This is a genomic window from Colwellia sp. SU-HH01172 (genome assembly GCF_057553355.1).
Genome location: NZ_BAAJMB010000004.1, coordinates 374375 through 394100, shown reverse-complemented (window position 1 = coordinate 394100; position 19726 = coordinate 374375). Strand labels below are relative to the sequence as shown.

Below are 19726 nucleotides of genomic sequence, written 5' to 3'. Positions count from 1 at the left end.
AAGGCTGAGTGAGTATTACACATATCATAAAGTGATGCTCACTAAACAACCCCATTTAATATTTGAATCAACGACTTACCAGATATTTTTATGACGATGCGCCTTCTATCAAGGAATTTGAAAGCGTTGGTGATATTCATGCTTTTAAGAGCTGGTTTAAAAACTAGACAAAAAGTGCAGCGAAATGACACTTAAAAGAACGTAAACACTGAACTTACGCTTTTTCGTCGCTAATCTTAGCTAGGCAACTATAAAGCTTTATGTATAAGGGCCCTCTATTATGAAATAATATTTAAATATTTTCTTTGTAGTTTTTTTATATTTATTAGTTTTTTGTAGCACCAGCTTTGCTGCAGAAAAAAAAGTCCTCAAGACAAAGGCAATAGTAGCTCAATAAAGGAAAGATTTATTCCTGTTGAACTTTTTACAGGAACAAAATGGGATGGCATGCATGAATTAAAACTAAAAGAAGTTTCTACTTCTGCCTGTGCATCTTTCAGTGGAAGACCATGCGACAATTATTATATTACGTTGTACACATTTCACATCTTCGCAATTAACTTTCAATAACGTCTAGTTTACATTAGCTTTAACTTATTTAATTGAATCAATAACGAAATCTAATACCGCGTTCCCCGATGACTTATAGCTTAAATCAAATAAAGCTTGTGGCTTAGCTATCATGCCTCGTTCAACTATTTCATTGGTTATTTCAAAATCTAAAGTACCTATTTTACCCACTAATAAATTATCTATTGATTGACCCTTGGCTAAATTAAGAACATCACGAAAGCCTTTTAAATAAAGATAGTCTTTAGTGAATCCACCACCTCGATAGACCCGTGTGGTGAGCGTAAATGCAAAGTCTTTTTCAAGCATAAACTCACTCATTAGTGCATGATAGGTTTTAACAAAATCGCCATGCTCTAACATGTATTTAACGGCAATCACGCGCAAGGCAATGGTTTTTAAACGTTGGATAGTTAAACTACCAGAACAATATTCACTATAAAGTGCCAACCCTTCTTGGGTATGGGTATTGCCAGTCAAACCAAGACTAAACACTTTAAGCGGATGCTTTTTCCCGTTAATGGTTGTTAACATATGAATACCCAGCTCATGATAAGCAAATGCATGTAATTCTTTTTCGGTAAACAATGCACTTTTGTTGATAAGTAATAGTGCTTTTTCATTATTCACCATGGCTTTAGCAACCACTTTCGAGGATTTTTCAATTCTGCAATTCAATCCCCAAACTTGAGCTTGCTCTTTGAAATAACGAATGGCTTCATCAGCATTTAATGCGTTACCCTCATTTCCGTTATGATCCATGTTTAGATGCAGCAAAAAACGTGCATTAGCGATATCAACATGGCTAGGTTCACCATAATATTTCAGAGAATTGTAAACAAAATCATCTGTTCCTATGGTGGTTAATAAATCAATCTTACTCGCTAAATTGTCAATCACATGACGATATAGCTGCTGAATATCGGCATCATTAATATCGTCAACAGGTAATTTGTATAGCTGTTCCCTAAATTTATAAGGATTAATATCAAGTTGTTTGTAATTGAAGTTAGGGCAAATGTAGCTATTTTTAAAAAAAGTATTTCTTTGCGCAGCTAAATTTATAGGATTAATGAAATTTAATGTTTCAACCGTCTTACAAAGTGAATAAAGCTTTTTATCAAGGCTGATAACTTCCGCACTGATTGTTGATGAAAGCATGTCTGCTTTTTGAGTTTTTTTCTTTTTTCCATAACGTCGGACAAAAAATGCCGCCGTTTCACTGATTGCGCTTTTAAAGCCCGCTTTGAGTTCTTCCAAAACTAATGGATAAACATCACCAGATAATTCATCCATAAAAATTTTCTTAACTTCGATCGGTAGTACCAAAGTATTGTCAAAATGAGCATTGACATGGGTGATCAAATAACCTCTACCATGAAATACTTCATCAGTGGCTGCTCTTACATCTAGATTCGGTAAAGTAATAAAGTTGAGTTGCTTCTCCATTTGACTAACAATATTTCCCCACCGTTCAACATCTATTTGGCTAGAGCCGATGTTAAATGTTGGTGTATCCTCCTCAATTCGCTTGTAATTGTAGGAATGGATATCAAAAACAATGGCGTTCTTAAATTGTTTCTCAATAACTTCAATTATCGTTTCTAAAACATTGTAAAAATATTGGTGTTTACCATGGCTTTTTGCTCGTTGCTTTTGGCTTAATGGTTTTTCCCAAACCTGCTTATCCCATGCTGTTTTAAAATAGGTTGATAAGGTTTTCGCTCGGTTTAAGTCATACTCAAACCGTGAATCGTTACCTATGAGTTGTATAGGAAACGACGATATGAGTTCATCGGTATATGGGTCTTCTTCATAAAAACGTTCTTGGTCAGATAAAAGAAATGACTTTGCTAGCTCAGGACGGAGTTTATGGCCATTGTGAATTGCCGCACAGACAATAGGTGCATATTCATCTATTTTGACAATAAAAGCGCCAGACTCAACTTCAGCATGAAAGCACTCGCCTTTTTTGATGAGTGCAATACACTCTTTTTCAGATAACGTGAGCATCGTCTATCGCCTTTCTAAATTCATTTTTACGCTGAGCAAGTGCTTCTTTGGCGTTGATGACACTCTCTACAAAGTCGACAACCTTCTTTTGCAACTTTACATTGTTTAGTTTGTTTATACGCATAATGCCACCGGGGCTTTGTACATTGACTTCAATTAATTTTTCGTTAATAACATCAATGCCAACAAAATACAGACCATCTCGCACTAGTTTAGGACCAATGTGCTTACAGAGCGCTTTTTCATTTTTTGTCAGCGTATGTTTTATAACTGTGCCACCAGCATGAACATTTGAACGCACTTCGTTTGTTGCTGGAACTCGTTTCATTGCCCCTATAGGCTCACCGTTTAGCATCAAAATACGAACATCGCCAGCATCTGCGCCTTCAACATATTCCTGTAAAATAACGTAATTACCGCCTTTACCGCTGTTGATGTAAAACTCTAGCAATGAGTGAAAACTTTTTTGAGCACTTTTTTCAACTAAAATAACACCTTGGCCACCATAACCATCCAAAGGTTTCATGATCATTTTGCCTGTTTCGGATTCTCGTAATACATCAACTAAGTATTCGGGGGTTTTTGATACATGAGTAACAGGGATAAAATGATTGGTTGGATCATCAAATGACGCTGTATAAAGTTTTGTATTCGCGATGCGTAAGCCATCAATATCATTCATGATAAAAACATCTTCACGCACAGAATCAAGGAAATTCAGGGTGATAGGATCTAGCGGCGGATTGGCTCGCATGATAATAGAATCAAAACCAGCAAGTGGTAACTGTGATTTTTTAAACTCAGCCTTTTTATAAAAAGAGATAATACTTGCAGGTATCGTCACCTCTTTTTTAAAAACCTGACAAAAAGCACTCGAAACAGAATCTCGCATGGTTAAATTGTGCGGGGTTGCAATAGCGACTGTATGGTTTCTTGAAACACACTCATGAATGAGTCGCAAAGTTGAATCTGTTTCAGGATCAATCTTATCCCAAGGATACATTAAAAAAAGAATATTCATGGCGTTGCCTTAAAGGTGTATGATTCAAATCACGGTGGAGCGAGTGAAGTCTCGAATATTATGTTGAAAATACTAAAACGCTAGTTTGCTCCGTGTAAACTAGCGAACACATTGCTATATCAAATTGATGGACTTTTCTAACTAGTCCCAATCATCATAGTCATCATCGAAAAGCTTTCGTAGCTGGCGCTCTTCTTTTAATTGCTCTATTTTCTTCTTAGCAAGATAATTACGTTTGTTGTTTTGTTTAGTTGTACTTCCATCAGCAGACGAGGTATTTAAATCAAAATCAGCTACGCTATTATCAAATTCGCTAGAAGAATCATCACTATTAATATCTGAATCACCGGATGACGGTAATTCGTAATCAGAATCAATGGTCATATTGACGCCACCAAAAGACAAATCATGTTATTGCGGATAATCTATGTTTTTGGTGATGAAGAAAAGTAAAATATTTTTAAGTTAACGATAAAAAATATTTTACTTTAATAGAGAGGTATTTATTCTAGATACTCGTTAGCGTTAAATAACTGCAGACATCTAAACTATCTTGGGATCATGATAGCGGGCGCTTCAGGCTTATCTTTTCTCAGCAAGTTTTTAATTTCAATAATGCGTTCTTCGTTTTCGTTTTCCTTGTGAAAAGCACTAAATAGCTCTCGCTCAAATGACGGTAGAGCATTCATTTCAAAAAGTGTGCCTTCTTCAATAAAAGGCTTTGCCAACATATCTGGTAAATATGTGCTACCACCGCATTGCAACATAAGATCTAATGCAATTCGAGCGGTGCTGGTTCTGATTGCCGGAATAGCAATGCCTTTGACTTCTTTCGCATGCCAATTAATAAAGCTTGTTCCCCAATCAATCATAATATAACGCTTAACTTCTGACGGAGTTGTTATTTTATTTTGAAATGTTGTCACAGGTATCAATTTGAACATGTGTAATGATTCAAGCTTTAATTCTTCAACTTTAGGCGGGTCGAATAAAATAGCAACATCGAGCGTGCGCTCTAATAGCTGTCGAGTTAATTGCTCTCGTGACAATATTTCTGCGATCAAACTAATATGAGGTTGATCAATATATATTTTTGAAATCGCATCGTGAATGTAAACATCCCAAGTATTGGGGGTACCTGCAATAGATATTTGTGTCACTTGCTCTGAAGTTAGTGCCACATCCTGCTTCGCCATTCTTAACGTATTTAGCATGCTTTCTGCGTGAGGAACCAATCTCTCTCCAGCTAACGTTAGCTGAATATTATTCCTTGCTCTTTGAAACAAGGTAACGCCAAAATATCGTTCTAATTGTCTAATTCTGGTGCTTACAGCTGCTTGAGTCAGATACAGATTTTCTGCTGCTTTACCAAAATGTCGGCAATCTTTAACTTCCAAAAAGGTTTTAATTAATTCAATATCCACATTGTTATCTCTTATCGATACGATAATTATTATTTGTTGTACAGCTTGTCAACTTAGCCGCATAATCCGCCAAATTATACACACTGTCAATAGAGGTAAATATGACTTTAATACAGGGTTTTATTCAGGAAGAGTTATTTTATGACGATGCTCATTTTCCACATGGGTTTAGAAAATCTGGCGACTTCAGTATTGCCGAATCCGAACTACTGACAAATGTAGGAAGGCGCTTGTTTTCACTAGAGCAAGGTCACCGTAAGCCTGAAAATCAGGTTGAAGAACAGTTTGTAGAAATGTGTCAATCAAAAACGCCAGGACAAACAAAAGTTGAAATACTTTGGCTGAAATATAAAGCATTGACTAAATATAAACCTTTCCATGCGTTAAGTGGCCAAACATAGTTGTCGACTTTAAACTTCAATTATTAGCTAGCACCTACAATGTCGACTTAATCGTTATGGGGTCAGTGGCACGAACAGGAATTCCAGGCTTCATAATTGGTAATACCGCTGAATCAATTTTAGGACAGGTAAAATGTTCTGTTTTAGTGGTTAAGCCTGATGGCTTTATAAGTCCCGTAATTGAAAAATAAACTTTCAATGCTTAGTGTCATATTTGTGATTTTCATTCATCACACTTTAAGACATTTAAATCAAAGGGAAATTTAGTCACCAAACTTTAACATCCTTTAAAATCAACAAGATAAGTTTATTCATAGGATTACACCTTGTTCTTTAAAGTGTTTGCTTTATAAAACAGATGCTGTTTTATCACTTTAAAAAGTACAAATATAATGCATGTTCTGCATATTATCGCATGGATATTGAGCAAGTTTTTCTCTGCCGAGTAACAGCTCATTTTATTTAATTGTCAAAGTTGTCATGCTTGGCAAGGAAATCTGTTACAATACGCCGCAGGATATTCATTAACCACTGACTTTTTTTAATTAATATAATTTGGCATTCGCCCAAGGCAATATTAATTAATCGTTTACTGATGACATAAAACCTTACTCTATATTTTTACATCTCTATATTTTTACATCTCTATATTTTTACATCTCTATATTTTTAAGCTTTACAGCCCATGTGCTGACAAGAAGTACTAGCCTTTTACTCGTCAATTATATTTCAGCGAGCGATGACGCTTTGCCTTCACCATTCAATCATCGATCTATTACTTAATATTTCATGACATATTTTAGCTACTTGTTATTCACAGGTAGTGGAGAAAAGCAAATGAACAAATTTCTTTTATTTACCCCAGGTCCTGTCAATGTGGCCGATAATGTCAGGTTGGCGATTGGTCAAAAGGATATTTGCCATAGAGAGGTTGATTTTGATCTGCTATTGCAAAGCATAGAAGATAAGCTATTGAAGGTGTTTGATGTTCATGCCAAAGAGTACCGAGCGGTTGTTATTACTGGTTCGGGTACTGCAGCGAATGAATCTATGCTTTCTTCCGTCGTTGGTGACAAAAATATTCTAATTATCACCAATGGTGAGTTCGGTGAGCGCTTAGTCGAAATATCAACTATCCATAATCAAAATACTTATAGACTAGATTTCCCCTGGGGCGAAGAATTAGATCTCAACAAAATTGAACTTTACCTTAAACGTAACAAAATCGATGTAGTCGCGATGGTTCACCATGAAACTAGCTCTGGCATGCTTAACCCTATCGACAAAATTGGTAAATTAGTTCACGAGCATAATGCTGTTTTTGTTGTTGATGCCGTTAGTTCAGCGGGAGCTGAGCAAATTGATATGAAGAAAGGCCATATCGACTTTTTTTCAAGTTCAAGCTCGAAAGCAATAGGTTCGTATGCCGGGCTATCATTTGTCTTAGGTAAAACCTCTGCATTTGAAAAGCTAAAAGTACTACCTGCCAAAACTATGTATCTAAATTTATATAAGTTTTATCATTTTCTCACCAATGTTTCGCAAACGCCAAATACCCCTGCAGTGCATTTATTTTATGCCTTAGAACAAACTTTGGCCAATATGCTATACGATGGTGTTGAGCAGCATTATGCGTTATTAAAAAGCCGAGCTAAGTATTTAAGAAAAGGACTACAGGATTTAGGCCTAAAGTTCTTAATTGGTGAAAACAACATGTGTTCAGTGTTAACAACGATTCATTTACCTAAGCACATTAATGCTGGCCTTTTACGCCAAAGGTTACGTGAAAAATCAATTATCATTTATGAAGGTAAAGGTTGCTTTGCAAATAAAGTATTCCAAGTGGGTAATATTGGTGAATTATCAGAAGCGGATATTCAATTTTTCTTATTATCTTTGAGTGATGTTTTATCAAGTTTTCCACTCATCAAGGCTAAGCTCCCCGCTATCGCTCCCCCAGTGTTTCAAGGTTATAACTTATCAACAGAAAAGATGTATTCTTTTTTTCCTGTTAATGCTAAACCGCTATGAATACTCGCCTAGCCCAGTTATGGGCAACAAAAACTAAAGAAGATGAATGGTGGTCATCATTTGTTACCTCGCCTTTGGCTATCGCATTAAATTATTTAGTTGTCGATATAAAATGGTTAACCCCCAATAAAATAACCTTGATTTCTTTTATCACCGCGATCGTTGCAACTATTTTTATAGTCCTAGCTGGCTCACAAAATTTTATAATTGCTGCCGTGTTAATTAATTTAAGCCATGTATTTGATTGCATGGATGGGCAAATGGCACGTTATAGGTGCATGACCTCTATCGCAGGTGGTTACTATGACAAACTCACCGATGAAATACAGGTGGCACTTTGGTTTGGTGCAATAGGCTATACGGCCTTTAACCAAAATCAGCAATTACTGCCTATTATATTGGCTTTTGTTGGTGTAGTGGCCTATGCATTTAGGGGTTATGTAAAGTATGTCAGTTTTCATACCCAAATGAGCCACAATAATAACTACCTTAAAGAGCTCGAAGATAAAGAATCGTCTCATGAAATTGATATCGCAGGGTTGGGTTTTAGTTTCAAAGCAAATTTACGTTGGTTTATTAATGAACAAAAAAAAATCATTTACGTTAATGAAGGCGTTTTTATCTTTTTGTTATCTTGTGCGCTAGTTATAAATAGCTTTGTTCCTGACAGCTTCACAATCATGTTGTGGGTGTTTGCTATAAGCCAAGTTGTACTTGCGATAGGAAGAACATGGCATAAATGCCATGAAATTTCAGCACTTGATCAGCCAAGTATCATCGATACATCAGCGCAACAACCAAGAGAGAATGAAACATGTCATCGTTAAATGAAACTAGCTATGTGCAATCCCCCCCCAGCATATTGTCTTTTGCTAAAGATTTACCCAATTTATGCTCTTTAGCTGGACTTTTTTCGGCCTTACTGGCGTTGTACTTTTCTTTTTTATCGCTTTTTTCTGCAGCGATGATTGCACTAATATGGGCAGTTTTTTTCGATTGGTGCGATGGCATCATTGCTAGAAAAATGACCGGAAGAACAAAACAACAAGGGCAGTACGGCGCACAACTCGATTCACTCATTGATATTATCAGCTTTGGCGTTTGTCCTGCGGTCATATTATTAAGTTATGGTGATTTTGCTCCTTGGTATTTTCTTGGCGCATTTCTTATTGTTGCCGCTTGCGCATTGCGCTTAAGTTATTTCAATGTTTATGGCGTAGATGAAAAGGAACGAGGAAAGTCTACTTATCAAGGTATGGCATGCGACAACAATGCAATTATTCTCGTTTTTATTTTCCTTTTTGACGGCCTATTAGCACCCGCCCAATTCACTTACTTATTGTATGGCAGCATATTATCCATAGCCTTACTTAATGTTGCCCCTATTCGCACTCCAAAACTTAGTGGTGCTTGGTTTTATGGCCTTATTGCTTATGCCATTTTTATCTCGCTATTTTATGGCTGGAAACTCATGTCCTAAATCTCCAGGGCACATTCGTTCTAGCCAACAATCAAAGCACGAGTATAAATCCACTAATAATAAAAGATTAACCCCTCGTAACATTTAGTCTTTTTATCAACAACAAATAAGGTTTGAGTATGAATTCAATTATCGAAGCACAAGCACAGTCACAAACAACAAAAAGTACGCTAAAAGCTATTATTTTAGCGGCCGGAGTAGGCTCTAGAATTAGGCCACTAACAGATAATTGCCCAAAAAGTTTATTAAAAATTGGTAACTATACAATTTTGCAAATGATGCTGTCACACTTGCAATCCTGTGGCATTAATGATGTCGTCATTGTTTTGGGGTATTTACAGCAGCAAATTAAAGACTACATAGCGGCTAATTTTCCTGATATTAATATTCAATTTGTTGTGAATGAATATTATGAAACGACCAATACTGGTTACTCGTTAATGCTGACTGAACCGTTTGTTAAAAACTGTGACTTTATAAAATTTGATGCTGATGTCGTTTTTGAACTCACCATTCTTAACAAGCTTATCGCGAGCAAATACCGCAATGTGTTATGTATTGATAAAGATATCAATCTTGATGCAGAAGAAATTAAAGTGATTATAGATGTACAAGGAAAAGTGCTCAAAGCAAGCAAGGAAGTCGCCCCTCAAGAGGCGATAGGAGAGTCCATAGGTATAGAGAAAATTAGTCATGAAAGCGCAGAGCTATTATTTAGTGAGCTAAGGTTGATGATGAAAGATAAAAACAATCATCAAGCTTATTATGAAGCCGCTTATGAACGACTAATTGAAAAAAATACGACTTTTAATACCCTAGATATTACCGGCGATAAATGGACAGAAATTGATACGCTAGCTGACTTTGATTTGGCAAAAAGTATTTTTTGACATAAAAACAATTTGTAGAATAAAGCGAGGTCATGTTGTTAGATCTTGCTTGTTAACTTTCATTCTTAGAGAGAAGATTAACGTTGAACTTTTTCTTCTAATAAAGCTTCAAACTCCGCAGAAGTATATAAACCAAGCAGCTGTGCAGCATGTGCCAATGAAATATTTTTATTATTTGCTTCATGGACAATTTTTGTTGCAACATCGTAGCCCAGTGTCGGTGCAAGTATGGTGATCACTGACAAATTTTGACTCATATTACTGTCAATTTGTGCTTCGTTTAGTTGCAGTCCAGCAACACAGTTATCGGCAAAAGATGTCATTGCATCGCTTAATAATTCAATACTTTCCATTACATTATGAATGATCACGGGCCGATAGGTATTAAGTTGCAGTTGGCCATTCATGGCAGCTAACGAAACGGTTAAATCATTACCGAATACCTGTAAACAAACCATACTCAATGCCTCACATTGGGTAGGATTTACTTTTCCCGGCATAATTGAGCTGCCAGGTTCATTCGCAGGTAGCTGCCATTCATTAAAACCACAACGAGGCCCACTACCTAACAATTTAAAGTCATTAGCTATTTTAAACAGCACATTGGCGAGTTGTTTTAATGCGCCACTGTAGCGTAGGAGTGCATCTTCTCCTGATACAGCAGCATAACGATTACTTTTAGCTTCAAATGTTAGCTGATAGTGCTCTGCTAGCTTTAATGCGACCTTACTACCAAAATTCGCTGGCGCATTATCTCCTCCACCAACCGCAGTACCACCAATTGCCAGTTGATAAATATCGCGTAAACTTTCGCTGATCGCTAATTGAGCGTGGGTTAATTGTTCGCAATATCCTGAGAAAACCGCACTTGCTGGTAAAGGAACGGCGTCCATCAAATGTGTTCGTCCAACGGTAGTTACACCTTTAAATTCCCATTGTTTATTTCTAAGCTTTTCATATAAATGCGTCAAAGACTTAAGTAAGTGGCTTTGTGTTAAGGTGGCAACCACCACATGCATTGCACAGGGAAAGACATCATTAGATGATTGAGACATATTGACATGATCATTAGGGTGAATTGGATTGTTGATATAGTCAAGTTGATGATTCTCAAAGCACTTTTGTTCCCTAAACTCATTAGCTAATGAGCAAATCACCTCATTAACGTTCATATTAGTTTGTGTGCCCGAGCCTGTTTGCCAAATGCGCAAAGGGAATTGTTCGGGGTAATCCTTTATTAAAAGCTCGTCACATGCGTTTAAAATAGCCTGCAAATAACCATCACTTAATAACCCCTCGTCATAATTAACTTGAGCGCAAGCTCGCTTGATATTGACGAGAGCATCGATAAATTCAATCGAGAAGCAATGCTTACCAATATTAAAAAATTTTAACGATAATCGGGTTTGCTCGCCCCAAAGTACTTTAGGGGCAACATCTGGTTCTGGATTATGAGCTGTAGTGTACTTTTTCATAATGATGGATTTTCCAAATAAGACAAAATATCACGTGTTTACTTAGTTAATAGCCAATAGCCCGCAATCATATTTTCGTCATATTGGCTATTATCGATTATACAATTAGGTCGCTGTCCTGTTACGCTGCTTTATTTATCGGTCGCATGGTATCGTTCCTTTGGAACATCCTGTTCTAAAGCCGCAACATTCAACGCATCTTGAAAGTTATTGAAGCGCAATTGTTTATAGCAATAAATCGTCTTCTGCTGGCAAAAAATGCCATACTTTTCCATCAGTACTCTTTGGTCATTAACTGTGGTTATCATGGTTTCTCCAATAAACTTTATACGGGAAAAGCGCCACAAAACCCGCAAATTTAGCAAGCTACTTCACTTGTGTTATATTGCCTGAGTGATTAATGCCGTTGATAAACTTAAATAAATCACTGTCAGTTGACATAACAAGAGTGGTATTGTCAGAAATAATGTCCGGATATGCTCGCATCGTACGAGTAAACTGGTAAAGGTGTATTGCCTCAGCACTTTGGCTGTATGAGGAAGCATAAATATCAGCAGCCTGTGCATCCGCTAACCCCCTAATTATTTCAACTTCTTTATAAGCCTCAGATTGTATTTTATTGAGATCTCTAACTCGATTACCTCGTATTCTTGCCGCTTCGCCATTCCCTTCAGATAAAAAGCGCTCCGCAATTTGTCGACGTTCACTGATCATTCGATCATAAATTTTCGGCCGAACACTTTCATTATAATTAATGCGTTTAAAGCGAATATCAAGCAGCTCAATACCGAACACTTTGACTTTTTCAGCAGCGGCACTAAATATCTCTTCTTCGACCCATTTCCTGCCTTTTTTAATCGGGACTAAATTACCCATTTTTAAGTCTCTTTCGGCCTCAGTTAACATGGCATCGCGCAGTGGTTGACGATCATTAGTGGTACGAATAATTTCAATTAATTCATGTTTTGCCACGGCATTACGAGTTTCGCTGCCCAAAATATCGTCCAGCCGAGATTGCGCACTGCGTTCATCTCGTAATCTTAAAAAGTACTGGAGAGGATCGGTAATTCGCCAACGAGCAAAAAGATCTACTGAGATGTATAACTTATCCTTGGTTGGCATATCTGAGGGGGCACCATCCCATTCCAATATACGTTTATCAATGGCATTAACCGATTGAATAAAAGGCATTTTAGCGTTTAGCCCTGCATTAGTTACCGGTTCTCCAATAGGTTTACCAAACTGAGTAATAATCACCTGCTCTACTTCATCCACTGTGTATAATGTTTGCTGTAGCACAATAACAACGCCCACCAGTAATATTAAGAAAATAGCAATTTTTTTGGAGATCATCGTTTTTCTCCTACTTTTAACGTGTTGTTTGGTTGATCAAGGTTTAGCAGTGGCAATATATTATTGGTGGTTTTGTCGATGACAATTTTCGCATGAACCTGAGGTAAAACTTGCTGCATGGTTTCAATATAAATACGGCGAAGTGTCACCTCTGGTGATTTAATGTATTGGGCAAGTAAAGCATCAAACCTGGCAATATCACCCTCAGCTTCATTAATACGCTTTAATCGATAACCATCGGCTTCACGAATTCGTTGGTCTTTTTCACCTAACGCTAACGGAATAACTTTGTTGTAGTCTCTTCTAGCTTCATTGATCAGCTTTTCTTTTTCTTGCTGCGCTTGATTCACCTCATTAAAAGATTCCTGTACTGGTTTAGGTGGGTTAATATTTTTTAACTGTACTTGATCGATACTAATGCCCATAGTGTATTTGGTTGAAAGGGTTTGCATTTTCATCAATGCTTGTGACTCGATTTCTTGTCGACCGATGGTAATCACTTCGTCAACCGTTCTGTCACCTACCACTTCACGCATCACCGACTCTGAGACATACCTCAGCGTTTCACTGGGCTCCCTAACTTCAAATAAAAACTTAACCGGATCCAAAATGCGATATTGTACAACCCATTCTACAAGCGCGGCGTTAAGATCGCCTGTGACCATTTGTGTTTCACGCTGCTCATCATGGTTTAGACTATTTTGATAAGGGTCTTGCGCGCCTGACGTTGTAAAGCCAAATTCTTGTTTTAATTGACGCTTAACAGGAACAATTGTCGCTGATTCAATACCAAAGGGTAATTTAAAGTGCAGCCCTGGCGACACTTCTCTTGCATACTTGCCAAATTGTTTAACAATAGCAACTGAATCACTTGGTATAGTGTATACCGACGTCCAAACAGTAAATCCAAAGAGAATGAAAAGCAGCAGCAATAAAAAATTCAATGGCTTTCCGCCGGGCAGAAAACGCTGAAATTTAGACATTCCTTCGTTAAAGAGTTTGTCTATATCTGGTGGGATTGGTGATTTATCACTCCATGGATTTCGAGGAGGTGGGTCAACATTGGTAGGCATAGTGATGCCCTCTAAGTAAATGACCTGAATTGATCGCCTACTATTTATATATATGGTCAAAAATCAAACAATCAAGGTGTAGGCCTAATGTTGTATAATTAACAGCTTAATGTTAACTTTCATTCGTAAGACAGGATGTAGTTAAGTTTATCTCATTTGAGTTATTCTCATTGTGACACATCCTTGTTTGAATTCATTTCAAATGACCTTGTAGATCAGGGCTACAGCAATAGCCTTTATGCATGACACAAAATTTTAATCTCCCTGTTAGTACAGCATATTACCGAATTGCCAGAAGAATAGCTTAACCGAGACGGTATCGCTCGAACCAAAGTTGATACTATTTATTATATTATTCGTACTGATAAAGCTTGTTGGATAACAAATAACCACGAAGTAAGTTGTGCATGGATAAATTGAGCAAATTCATTGCAAGCATTGTTAAATAAGCGCCTATTTCTATGGTTATTTTTAAGTGAAGAGCTTTCACAAAAAGGTTATCGGCAAAGCGTACTCATGGCACAATGTTAAATTATAAGAGAAAGAGCTATTGGCGAAATTAAAAGATAAACCTCATGTAATTAGTGAGCTGTATGAAATTAATCAGAAACTTATCCCATTAAAGGAATTAGCAGATAGAGAGCTTGTTTCTATTCGTGGGCTAACGGGAATGGTTTATACTCCGTATCTAGATGACTACATGCAGATATGTATTAAAAAAGCTGAAATATTAGTTTGCTTAAAAAATCAAAAATTACTACCTTTATCTCAAGTTGAGCTGATCAGCACAGCGCTAAGCGCTTTGCACAGTAGAGCAAAAAATCGTAGTGTGGTTGAATATCAAAAAAGAAACTATCAACGTCGTTTTTTACCGTTAAAACTTAGCAAGTCTGGTAAGAACGTTCAAAAATGGGCAAAGGTTTGGCTGTTACAAGATTCTGCAGGAAATATTGACCCAAACTGGGAAAGCGACGTACGTGAGATTTGGCCAAGTTATTTTCTAATTAGAACAATTAATTTGTAGTTAAATTAGGCTATTGATTTGTAAATTATAGTTTTCTATCAATAACTAAAAGAGTTTCTCGGCAAAGTTTTTAAATATTTTACTATTGCAGGATAGATTGCGGCCAAACAATCTAAGTTTGTTGTGAATTTAAAGATAAAATGGATAAATAATTAATGAAATTTTTACATACTATGGTTCGCGTAAAAAACGTTGAACAATCATTAGACTTTTACATTACTAAGTTAGGCTTAGTTGAAACAAAACGTGTAGACGTACCTGCTGGGAAATTTACCTTAATTTTTTTAGCCACTGAGCCTGGCGCAGCTGAAATTGAATTAACTCACAATTGGGACTCCGAAGAAGAATATAGTGTTGGCCGAAATTTTGGCCACTTAGCCTTTGAAGTTGATGACATATATCAAACTTGTCAAAAGCTTATGGACGCTGGAGTAATTATTAATCGTCCTCCACGTTGTGGTCATATGGCTTTTGTTAAATCGCCTGACAATGTCTCTATAGAGCTACTACAAAAAGGCGAACGTTTAACGCCACAAGAACCTTGGCTGAGCATGGAAAACACGGGCAGTTGGTAAAAATTGCCATTTAAAACTAAGAACTCTGGCAACTCAGCTAAAGTTCTTAGTTTTATTAACTATCCAGTAAAAAATTCCCGTCTTATTTTAATATCGATAACAAATTACTGTGATCATCAGTCCAAACAATACGTTCCTTGCCGCTTAAGTTTTCTTTTAAACGTTCACTTGAATAAGCCTTCAATAAACTATTATCAAAAGCCGCTATATCATTTGACAATAAGATCCATTGCGCATCATTTTGCTGAGCTTGCATGGCTTTTGTTAAAAAATAGCGTGATACTTTATTTAGTTCTGCAGCCGTATCATTAACCAAACGCGCTAAATTTAAATGACTATTTGAGACATGTATGGCTAAAACACCTTCAGGCGTTAAATGCTGAAAATATAATTCAAATGCCTCCTGTGTTAATAAATGTTGAGGCACAGCATCACCTGCAAAAGCATCAATAACCAACAAATCAAATTGCTGACTACCTTGTGTTTTTAGCTGTTCGCTGAGTGTTACCCTAGCATCGCCTTGACTTATCCTCAGCTTAGCTTTCGATCCTGAAAGGTAACTAAAATAGTTATTTGCAGCCTTAATTACTGCGGGATTAAGCTCATAAAAGTGAAATTCGTCGTTTGCCTTACCATAAGCGGCAAGCGTACCTGCACCTAAGCCAACAACACCTGCCTTTATGCCAGTTAATGAGGCTTGCTTTTGTAATACCGAAATAGCAACACCTACGCCTGTATTTTTTCGGTAGTAACTTAATGGGATTAATGCTTCGTCAGTTTCTAAACTTTGCGTGCCATGAGAAGTGGTGCCATCAATCAAGCGTCGTTCCATTTTACCGTCAATTTTGACATCTTTTACGCTAATAATGCCGTAAAAGTTTCTTTCGCTATAGACATTAGTTTTAACAAACGCCTGATTAAGATAAGCATAGCTAGCGGCTAACAACACAGCAACACTAAGATTAGCTATCACTAATACAGTACTAGTTTTACCTACTAATCGCACACTACCGGCCATTAAGATAAAAACGGCAATAATGCCTAACGGATACTCACTAAATTGTTGAAAAAACTGTTGTGCAACAAAGGTAACAAACGCACTACCGATAAAGCCACCTAACGCGATCATTAAATAATAAAATGTTAATTGTTCTACTTTCGGTTGCAATTTGGCAAGTTCGCCATGACAAATCATACAACCACTAAACATAATCGCGGCATAGATGAAAATTTGCCAAACAATGCCAAACTGTGAGCCGATAAAGTACATCAACAAGCCGACGACGCCCGCAATTGCAAAAAATAAGAAACAATACCAACGCACATACCAGTGAGGACTATGAAAACAGATAATAAAGCTTAGCAAGTAAAGACATAACGGCATTACCCATAAAAATGGCACAGGCGGAAGGTTTTGGGTCATGGCATTCGTTGTCGAGATTAACAGTACAACACCAACCGCAGCCAATAACAGCCATAGTATCGGGCTAAAAGTAAACGACTTAAGGTTAATGCTTCGTTCGTTTGTTGATTTCTGCGCCGTCGTTGCCATGGTTAAATTTTCTTTAGCAATCTTAAAACACAGCATAAGTAAAAATACGCTTAGCAAAACAAACAATATCGACCAATAACTTGCCTGCTGTTTAACCGTTAACAAAGGTTCAAATATAAAAGGAAAACTAAGCAACGCCAGCAATGAGCCAGCATTTGATAAGGAGTAAAGTTTATAGGGTAGTTTTTCTAGTTCAATGACACTCAACCAACGTTGCAATAATGGCCCTGTCGTAGCGAGTAAAAAATAAGGCAGGCCAACAGAAGAGCCCAATAACACCATAATTCCTGCTAACGGCGAGTTTGCTTGAGAAACCGTAACATTTGCTAATGTAACAGGTAAAAATAGCCAGCAAAAAATTATAATAGCCATATGAATATAAGCTTGGGCTTTTACTGAATGTAGTTTAGTAAGTATGTGCGCATATAAATAGCCAACGAACAATAATGCTTGAAAAAACAACATACAAGCTGTCCACACCGCTGCACCACCGCCAAAATGTGGCAATATTTGTTTAGCGATTAATGGTTGAACTTGGAATAGTAAAAAAGCACTTAAAAAAGTAATAAATAGAAAATTCATAAATGGGAAGTTAAAGCGGCGAGTACATTGCCTATTAATCAAGAATAGGCAATGTTAACTAATATAATGATAGTTTTATAGATAAATTATCAAAACAGATCAACGATTAGAGTTATTCTATTTCATTGATAAATCAGGACGAACGCGATAAATGGTATAATCTGTCGACTTAAAATTACCACTCCACTGCTTAAAAATAGCCTTAGCTTTATCTTCATCTTTAAGATGTTTAACAATCGCTTGGTAAAAACTTTCTTCAGGTGGCGCCATATCAGCATAATTATTGTATGGAATGACTAAGCTTAGACCTTCCTTACCACCAATTTGATCGCTCCACGACCAATGATATGGCCATTTCATCGCTTTTGCATAATCACTCAAGGTTTTCTTGCCTTCCGCGATACTTCCTCGCTTGCCCATTTTTACGCGATACTGTGTAACGGCAAAGTATTTCATGCCATCATTCGATTCGGGCCAATGACTATTAGCAAAATCGAGTTCATTAAAATAATGTTCGTAATGGCTAACAAAAGGCGCAACATTTTTATTCCAATGAGCAAGTACTTTTGCTTTATCAGACCATTGCTGATAACTATCTAAATCTGCCCAGTTTAAACAGCAACTACGAACAACATAAAAACTAATGTCACGACCAACAACCGGCGTATAGGTTTTCCAAATACGCGGGTCTTGCTGTTTTTTACGAAATTTCAAATGTGCTTTAAACGCTGATTCAAATTTAGCCGACTTACCTTCATGTGGCACCATGATCCAAACATCAGCTAAGTTAGCCTTATTTTCAGCACCTTGAGATAAAGTGCTGAAAGTAAGAATGATAGAAATAATGAAACTATTGAATAATTTTACAAGATTGATTTTTTGCATTATGACTCCTCAATGTGAAGACTATGCAGAGAATTGCACCTGAAATAACGCATAAACTAGCACTCCAGTTCCCTAACACCGGAAGCTTATGGCTTTCTACTGTGTAAAAAATACGCCTGTGTAATTCGCATAAGAACGGCTAAAGCCTAGCAAAGATTAATCGGTTTGCAAGCTAGCCGTTTTATCTGTTAATCAAAAAATCAACTCTATTAACTACACAATTGAAAATCCGCTAGTTTGCTTGTATCAATGACGAAACTTATCTAACGCATCTTTAAGTGCAGCTAAACATAAAGCAACATTTTCACTCTTAGCAGCATAGCCCATTAAGCCAATGCGCCATGCCTGCCCAGCAAATTGTCCAAGGCCAGCACCAATTTCGAGGTTATACTCTTGTAAGAGATACTGACGCACTTTGGCATCATCAACTCCACTTGGAATATAGACTGAGTTTAATTGTGGTAACCTTTCATGCTCAGGCACGATAAAGTCTAAACCTAAATCGGTTAATCCTTGTGCCAACTTATCATGCTGTAATTGATGCCGTGCCCAAGAATTTTCGATACCTTCTTGTTGCAGCATCACTAACGACTCATGCAAAGCGTATAATGAGTTCACTGGCGCCGTATGATGGTACGCGCGTTTACCTTCACCTGACCAATAGCCCATTACTAACGATTGATCTAAAAACCAGCTAGGCACGGGCAAGGTTCTATTGGCAATGATATCACTAGCATGTTCGCTAAAACTTACCGGTGAAATACCCGGTACGCATGATAAACATTTTTGACTACCTGAATAAATGGCATCAATGCCCCAGTCATCAACTCGCAACTCGATACCACCCAACGAAGTTACCGCATCGACTATGGTTAAGCACTGATGTCGTTTGGCAATTTCACATAAAGTTTTAGCGTCTGAACACGCGCCTGTTGAGGTTTCTGCGTGAACAAAAGCAACAAAGTTAGCTTGAGGGGTGTTTTTCAATGCATCTTCAAGCTGTTGAGGCTCTACCGCTCTGCCCCATGGTGAATCAACAACAACTAAATTAGCTCCAATTCGTTTAACGTTTTCAATCATGCGAGCGCCAAAAACACCATTTCGACAAACAACAACCGTATCATCAGGTGTCACCAGATTAACAAAACAAGCTTCCATACCAGCAGAGCCTGGCGCCGAAATTGCCATAGTATTGCCGTTCTCGGTTTTAAAAGCATATTGCAATAGCTGCTTTAGCTCATCCATCATATTTATAAAGCTAGGGTCTAAATGACCGACGGTTGGCCTTGCCAGTGCTGATAATACCCGTTGACTAACATCTGATGGGCCGGGTCCCATTAACGTACGTTGTGGTGGAATAAACGATTGAATGGTCAT

General features: G+C 37.3%; 19 protein-coding genes. 8 read left to right on the top strand and 11 right to left on the bottom strand.

Annotated elements, in window-relative coordinates:
• Positions 1–594: 594 nt before the first annotated feature.
• The 4 genes from AC27JP_RS13200 to AC27JP_RS13185 form a co-directional block, all read right to left on the bottom strand.
• Positions 595–2583, bottom strand: a complete 1989-nt coding sequence (locus AC27JP_RS13200) for a flavohemoglobin expression-modulating QEGLA motif protein (protein WP_487115812.1) — start codon at positions 2581–2583, stop codon at positions 595–597.
• Positions 2567–3604, bottom strand: a complete 1038-nt coding sequence (gene gshB / locus AC27JP_RS13195; RefSeq protein WP_487115810.1) for a glutathione synthase — start codon at positions 3602–3604, stop codon at positions 2567–2569. Before gshB ends, AC27JP_RS13200 begins: the two co-directional genes overlap by 17 nt.
• Before the next feature lie 141 nt (positions 3605–3745).
• Entirely contained in the window at positions 3746–3988 is a 243-nt protein-coding gene (locus AC27JP_RS13190; protein WP_487115808.1) for a PA3496 family putative envelope integrity protein, read from the bottom strand.
• Between the two features lie 164 nt (positions 3989–4152).
• Positions 4153–5028, bottom strand: a complete 876-nt coding sequence (locus AC27JP_RS13185; protein WP_487115806.1) for a LysR family transcriptional regulator — start codon at positions 5026–5028, stop codon at positions 4153–4155.
• A gap of 101 nt (positions 5029–5129) precedes the next feature.
• On the opposite strand from AC27JP_RS13185, the gene maoP reads away from it, so the two are divergent.
• The 6 genes from maoP (at position 5130) to AC27JP_RS13155 (ending at position 9830) form a co-directional block, all read left to right on the top strand.
• Positions 5130–5429, top strand: coding sequence for a DUF413 domain-containing protein (gene maoP, locus AC27JP_RS13180; RefSeq protein ID WP_487115804.1), 300 nt, complete (start codon positions 5130–5132; stop codon positions 5427–5429).
• On the top strand, positions 5426–5620 hold the full coding sequence (locus tag AC27JP_RS13175) for a universal stress protein (RefSeq protein WP_487115976.1): 195 nt from the start codon (positions 5426–5428) through the stop codon (positions 5618–5620). The genes maoP and AC27JP_RS13175 overlap by 4 nt, the downstream gene beginning before the upstream one ends.
• 646 nt (positions 5621–6266) lie before the next feature.
• A complete protein-coding gene (locus tag AC27JP_RS13170; protein WP_487115802.1) occupies positions 6267–7460 on the top strand; it encodes a pyridoxal-phosphate-dependent aminotransferase family protein in 1194 nt (397 codons plus the stop codon).
• Positions 7457–8287: a CDP-alcohol phosphatidyltransferase family protein gene (locus AC27JP_RS13165; RefSeq protein WP_487115800.1), complete on the top strand. Its 831-nt coding sequence runs from the start codon at positions 7457–7459 to the stop codon at positions 8285–8287. The genes AC27JP_RS13170 and AC27JP_RS13165 overlap by 4 nt, the downstream gene beginning before the upstream one ends.
• On the top strand, positions 8275–8940 hold the full coding sequence (locus AC27JP_RS13160) for a CDP-alcohol phosphatidyltransferase family protein (protein ID WP_487115798.1): 666 nt from the start codon (positions 8275–8277) through the stop codon (positions 8938–8940). Before AC27JP_RS13165 ends, AC27JP_RS13160 begins: the two co-directional genes overlap by 13 nt.
• Before the next feature lie 119 nt (positions 8941–9059).
• Positions 9060–9830, top strand: a complete 771-nt coding sequence (locus AC27JP_RS13155; RefSeq protein WP_487115796.1) for a phosphocholine cytidylyltransferase family protein — start codon at positions 9060–9062, stop codon at positions 9828–9830.
• 77 nt (positions 9831–9907) lie between these two features.
• On the opposite strand, the gene AC27JP_RS13150 is transcribed toward AC27JP_RS13155, so the two are convergent.
• The 4 genes from AC27JP_RS13150 to hflK form a co-directional block, all read right to left on the bottom strand.
• Positions 9908–11305 carry a class II fumarate hydratase gene (locus tag AC27JP_RS13150; protein WP_487115794.1) on the bottom strand — a complete coding sequence of 466 codons (1398 nt, stop codon included), beginning with the start codon at positions 11303–11305 and terminating at the stop codon, positions 9908–9910.
• 131 nt (positions 11306–11436) lie between these two features.
• Positions 11437–11613, bottom strand: a complete 177-nt coding sequence (locus tag AC27JP_RS13145) for a hypothetical protein (RefSeq protein ID WP_487115792.1) — start codon at positions 11611–11613, stop codon at positions 11437–11439.
• 58 nt (positions 11614–11671) lie between these two features.
• Positions 11672–12658 carry a protease modulator HflC gene (hflC, locus tag AC27JP_RS13140; protein WP_487115790.1) on the bottom strand — a complete coding sequence of 329 codons (987 nt, stop codon included), beginning with the start codon at positions 12656–12658 and terminating at the stop codon, positions 11672–11674.
• Positions 12655–13731: an FtsH protease activity modulator HflK gene (gene hflK / locus AC27JP_RS13135; RefSeq protein WP_487115788.1), complete on the bottom strand. Its 1077-nt coding sequence runs from the start codon at positions 13729–13731 to the stop codon at positions 12655–12657. The genes hflC and hflK overlap by 4 nt, the downstream gene beginning before the upstream one ends.
• A gap of 550 nt (positions 13732–14281) precedes the next feature.
• On the opposite strand from hflK, the gene AC27JP_RS13130 reads away from it, so the two are divergent.
• Positions 14282–14755 (top strand): hypothetical protein, encoded by a 474-nt coding sequence (locus AC27JP_RS13130; protein WP_487115786.1) that lies wholly within the window; start codon positions 14282–14284, stop codon positions 14753–14755.
• Between the two features lie 155 nt (positions 14756–14910).
• A complete protein-coding gene (locus AC27JP_RS13125) occupies positions 14911–15330 on the top strand; it encodes a VOC family protein (protein WP_487115784.1) in 420 nt (139 codons plus the stop codon).
• 82 nt (positions 15331–15412) lie between these two features.
• Here the strand turns inward: AC27JP_RS13125 and AC27JP_RS13120 are convergent, their stop codons facing one another.
• The 3 genes from AC27JP_RS13120 to AC27JP_RS13110 form a co-directional block, all read right to left on the bottom strand.
• Positions 15413–17464, bottom strand: coding sequence for a fused MFS/spermidine synthase (locus AC27JP_RS13120; RefSeq protein ID WP_487115782.1), 2052 nt, complete (start codon positions 17462–17464; stop codon positions 15413–15415).
• A 117-nt stretch (positions 17465–17581) separates the two neighbouring features.
• The gene (locus tag AC27JP_RS13115; protein ID WP_487115780.1) at positions 17582–18349 is read right to left on the bottom strand and encodes a hypothetical protein; all 768 of its coding nucleotides are present in this window, start codon (positions 18347–18349) and stop codon (positions 17582–17584) included.
• Between the two features lie 246 nt (positions 18350–18595).
• Positions 18596–19726, bottom strand: coding sequence for a pyridoxal-phosphate-dependent aminotransferase family protein (locus AC27JP_RS13110; RefSeq protein ID WP_487115778.1), 1131 nt, complete (start codon positions 19724–19726; stop codon positions 18596–18598).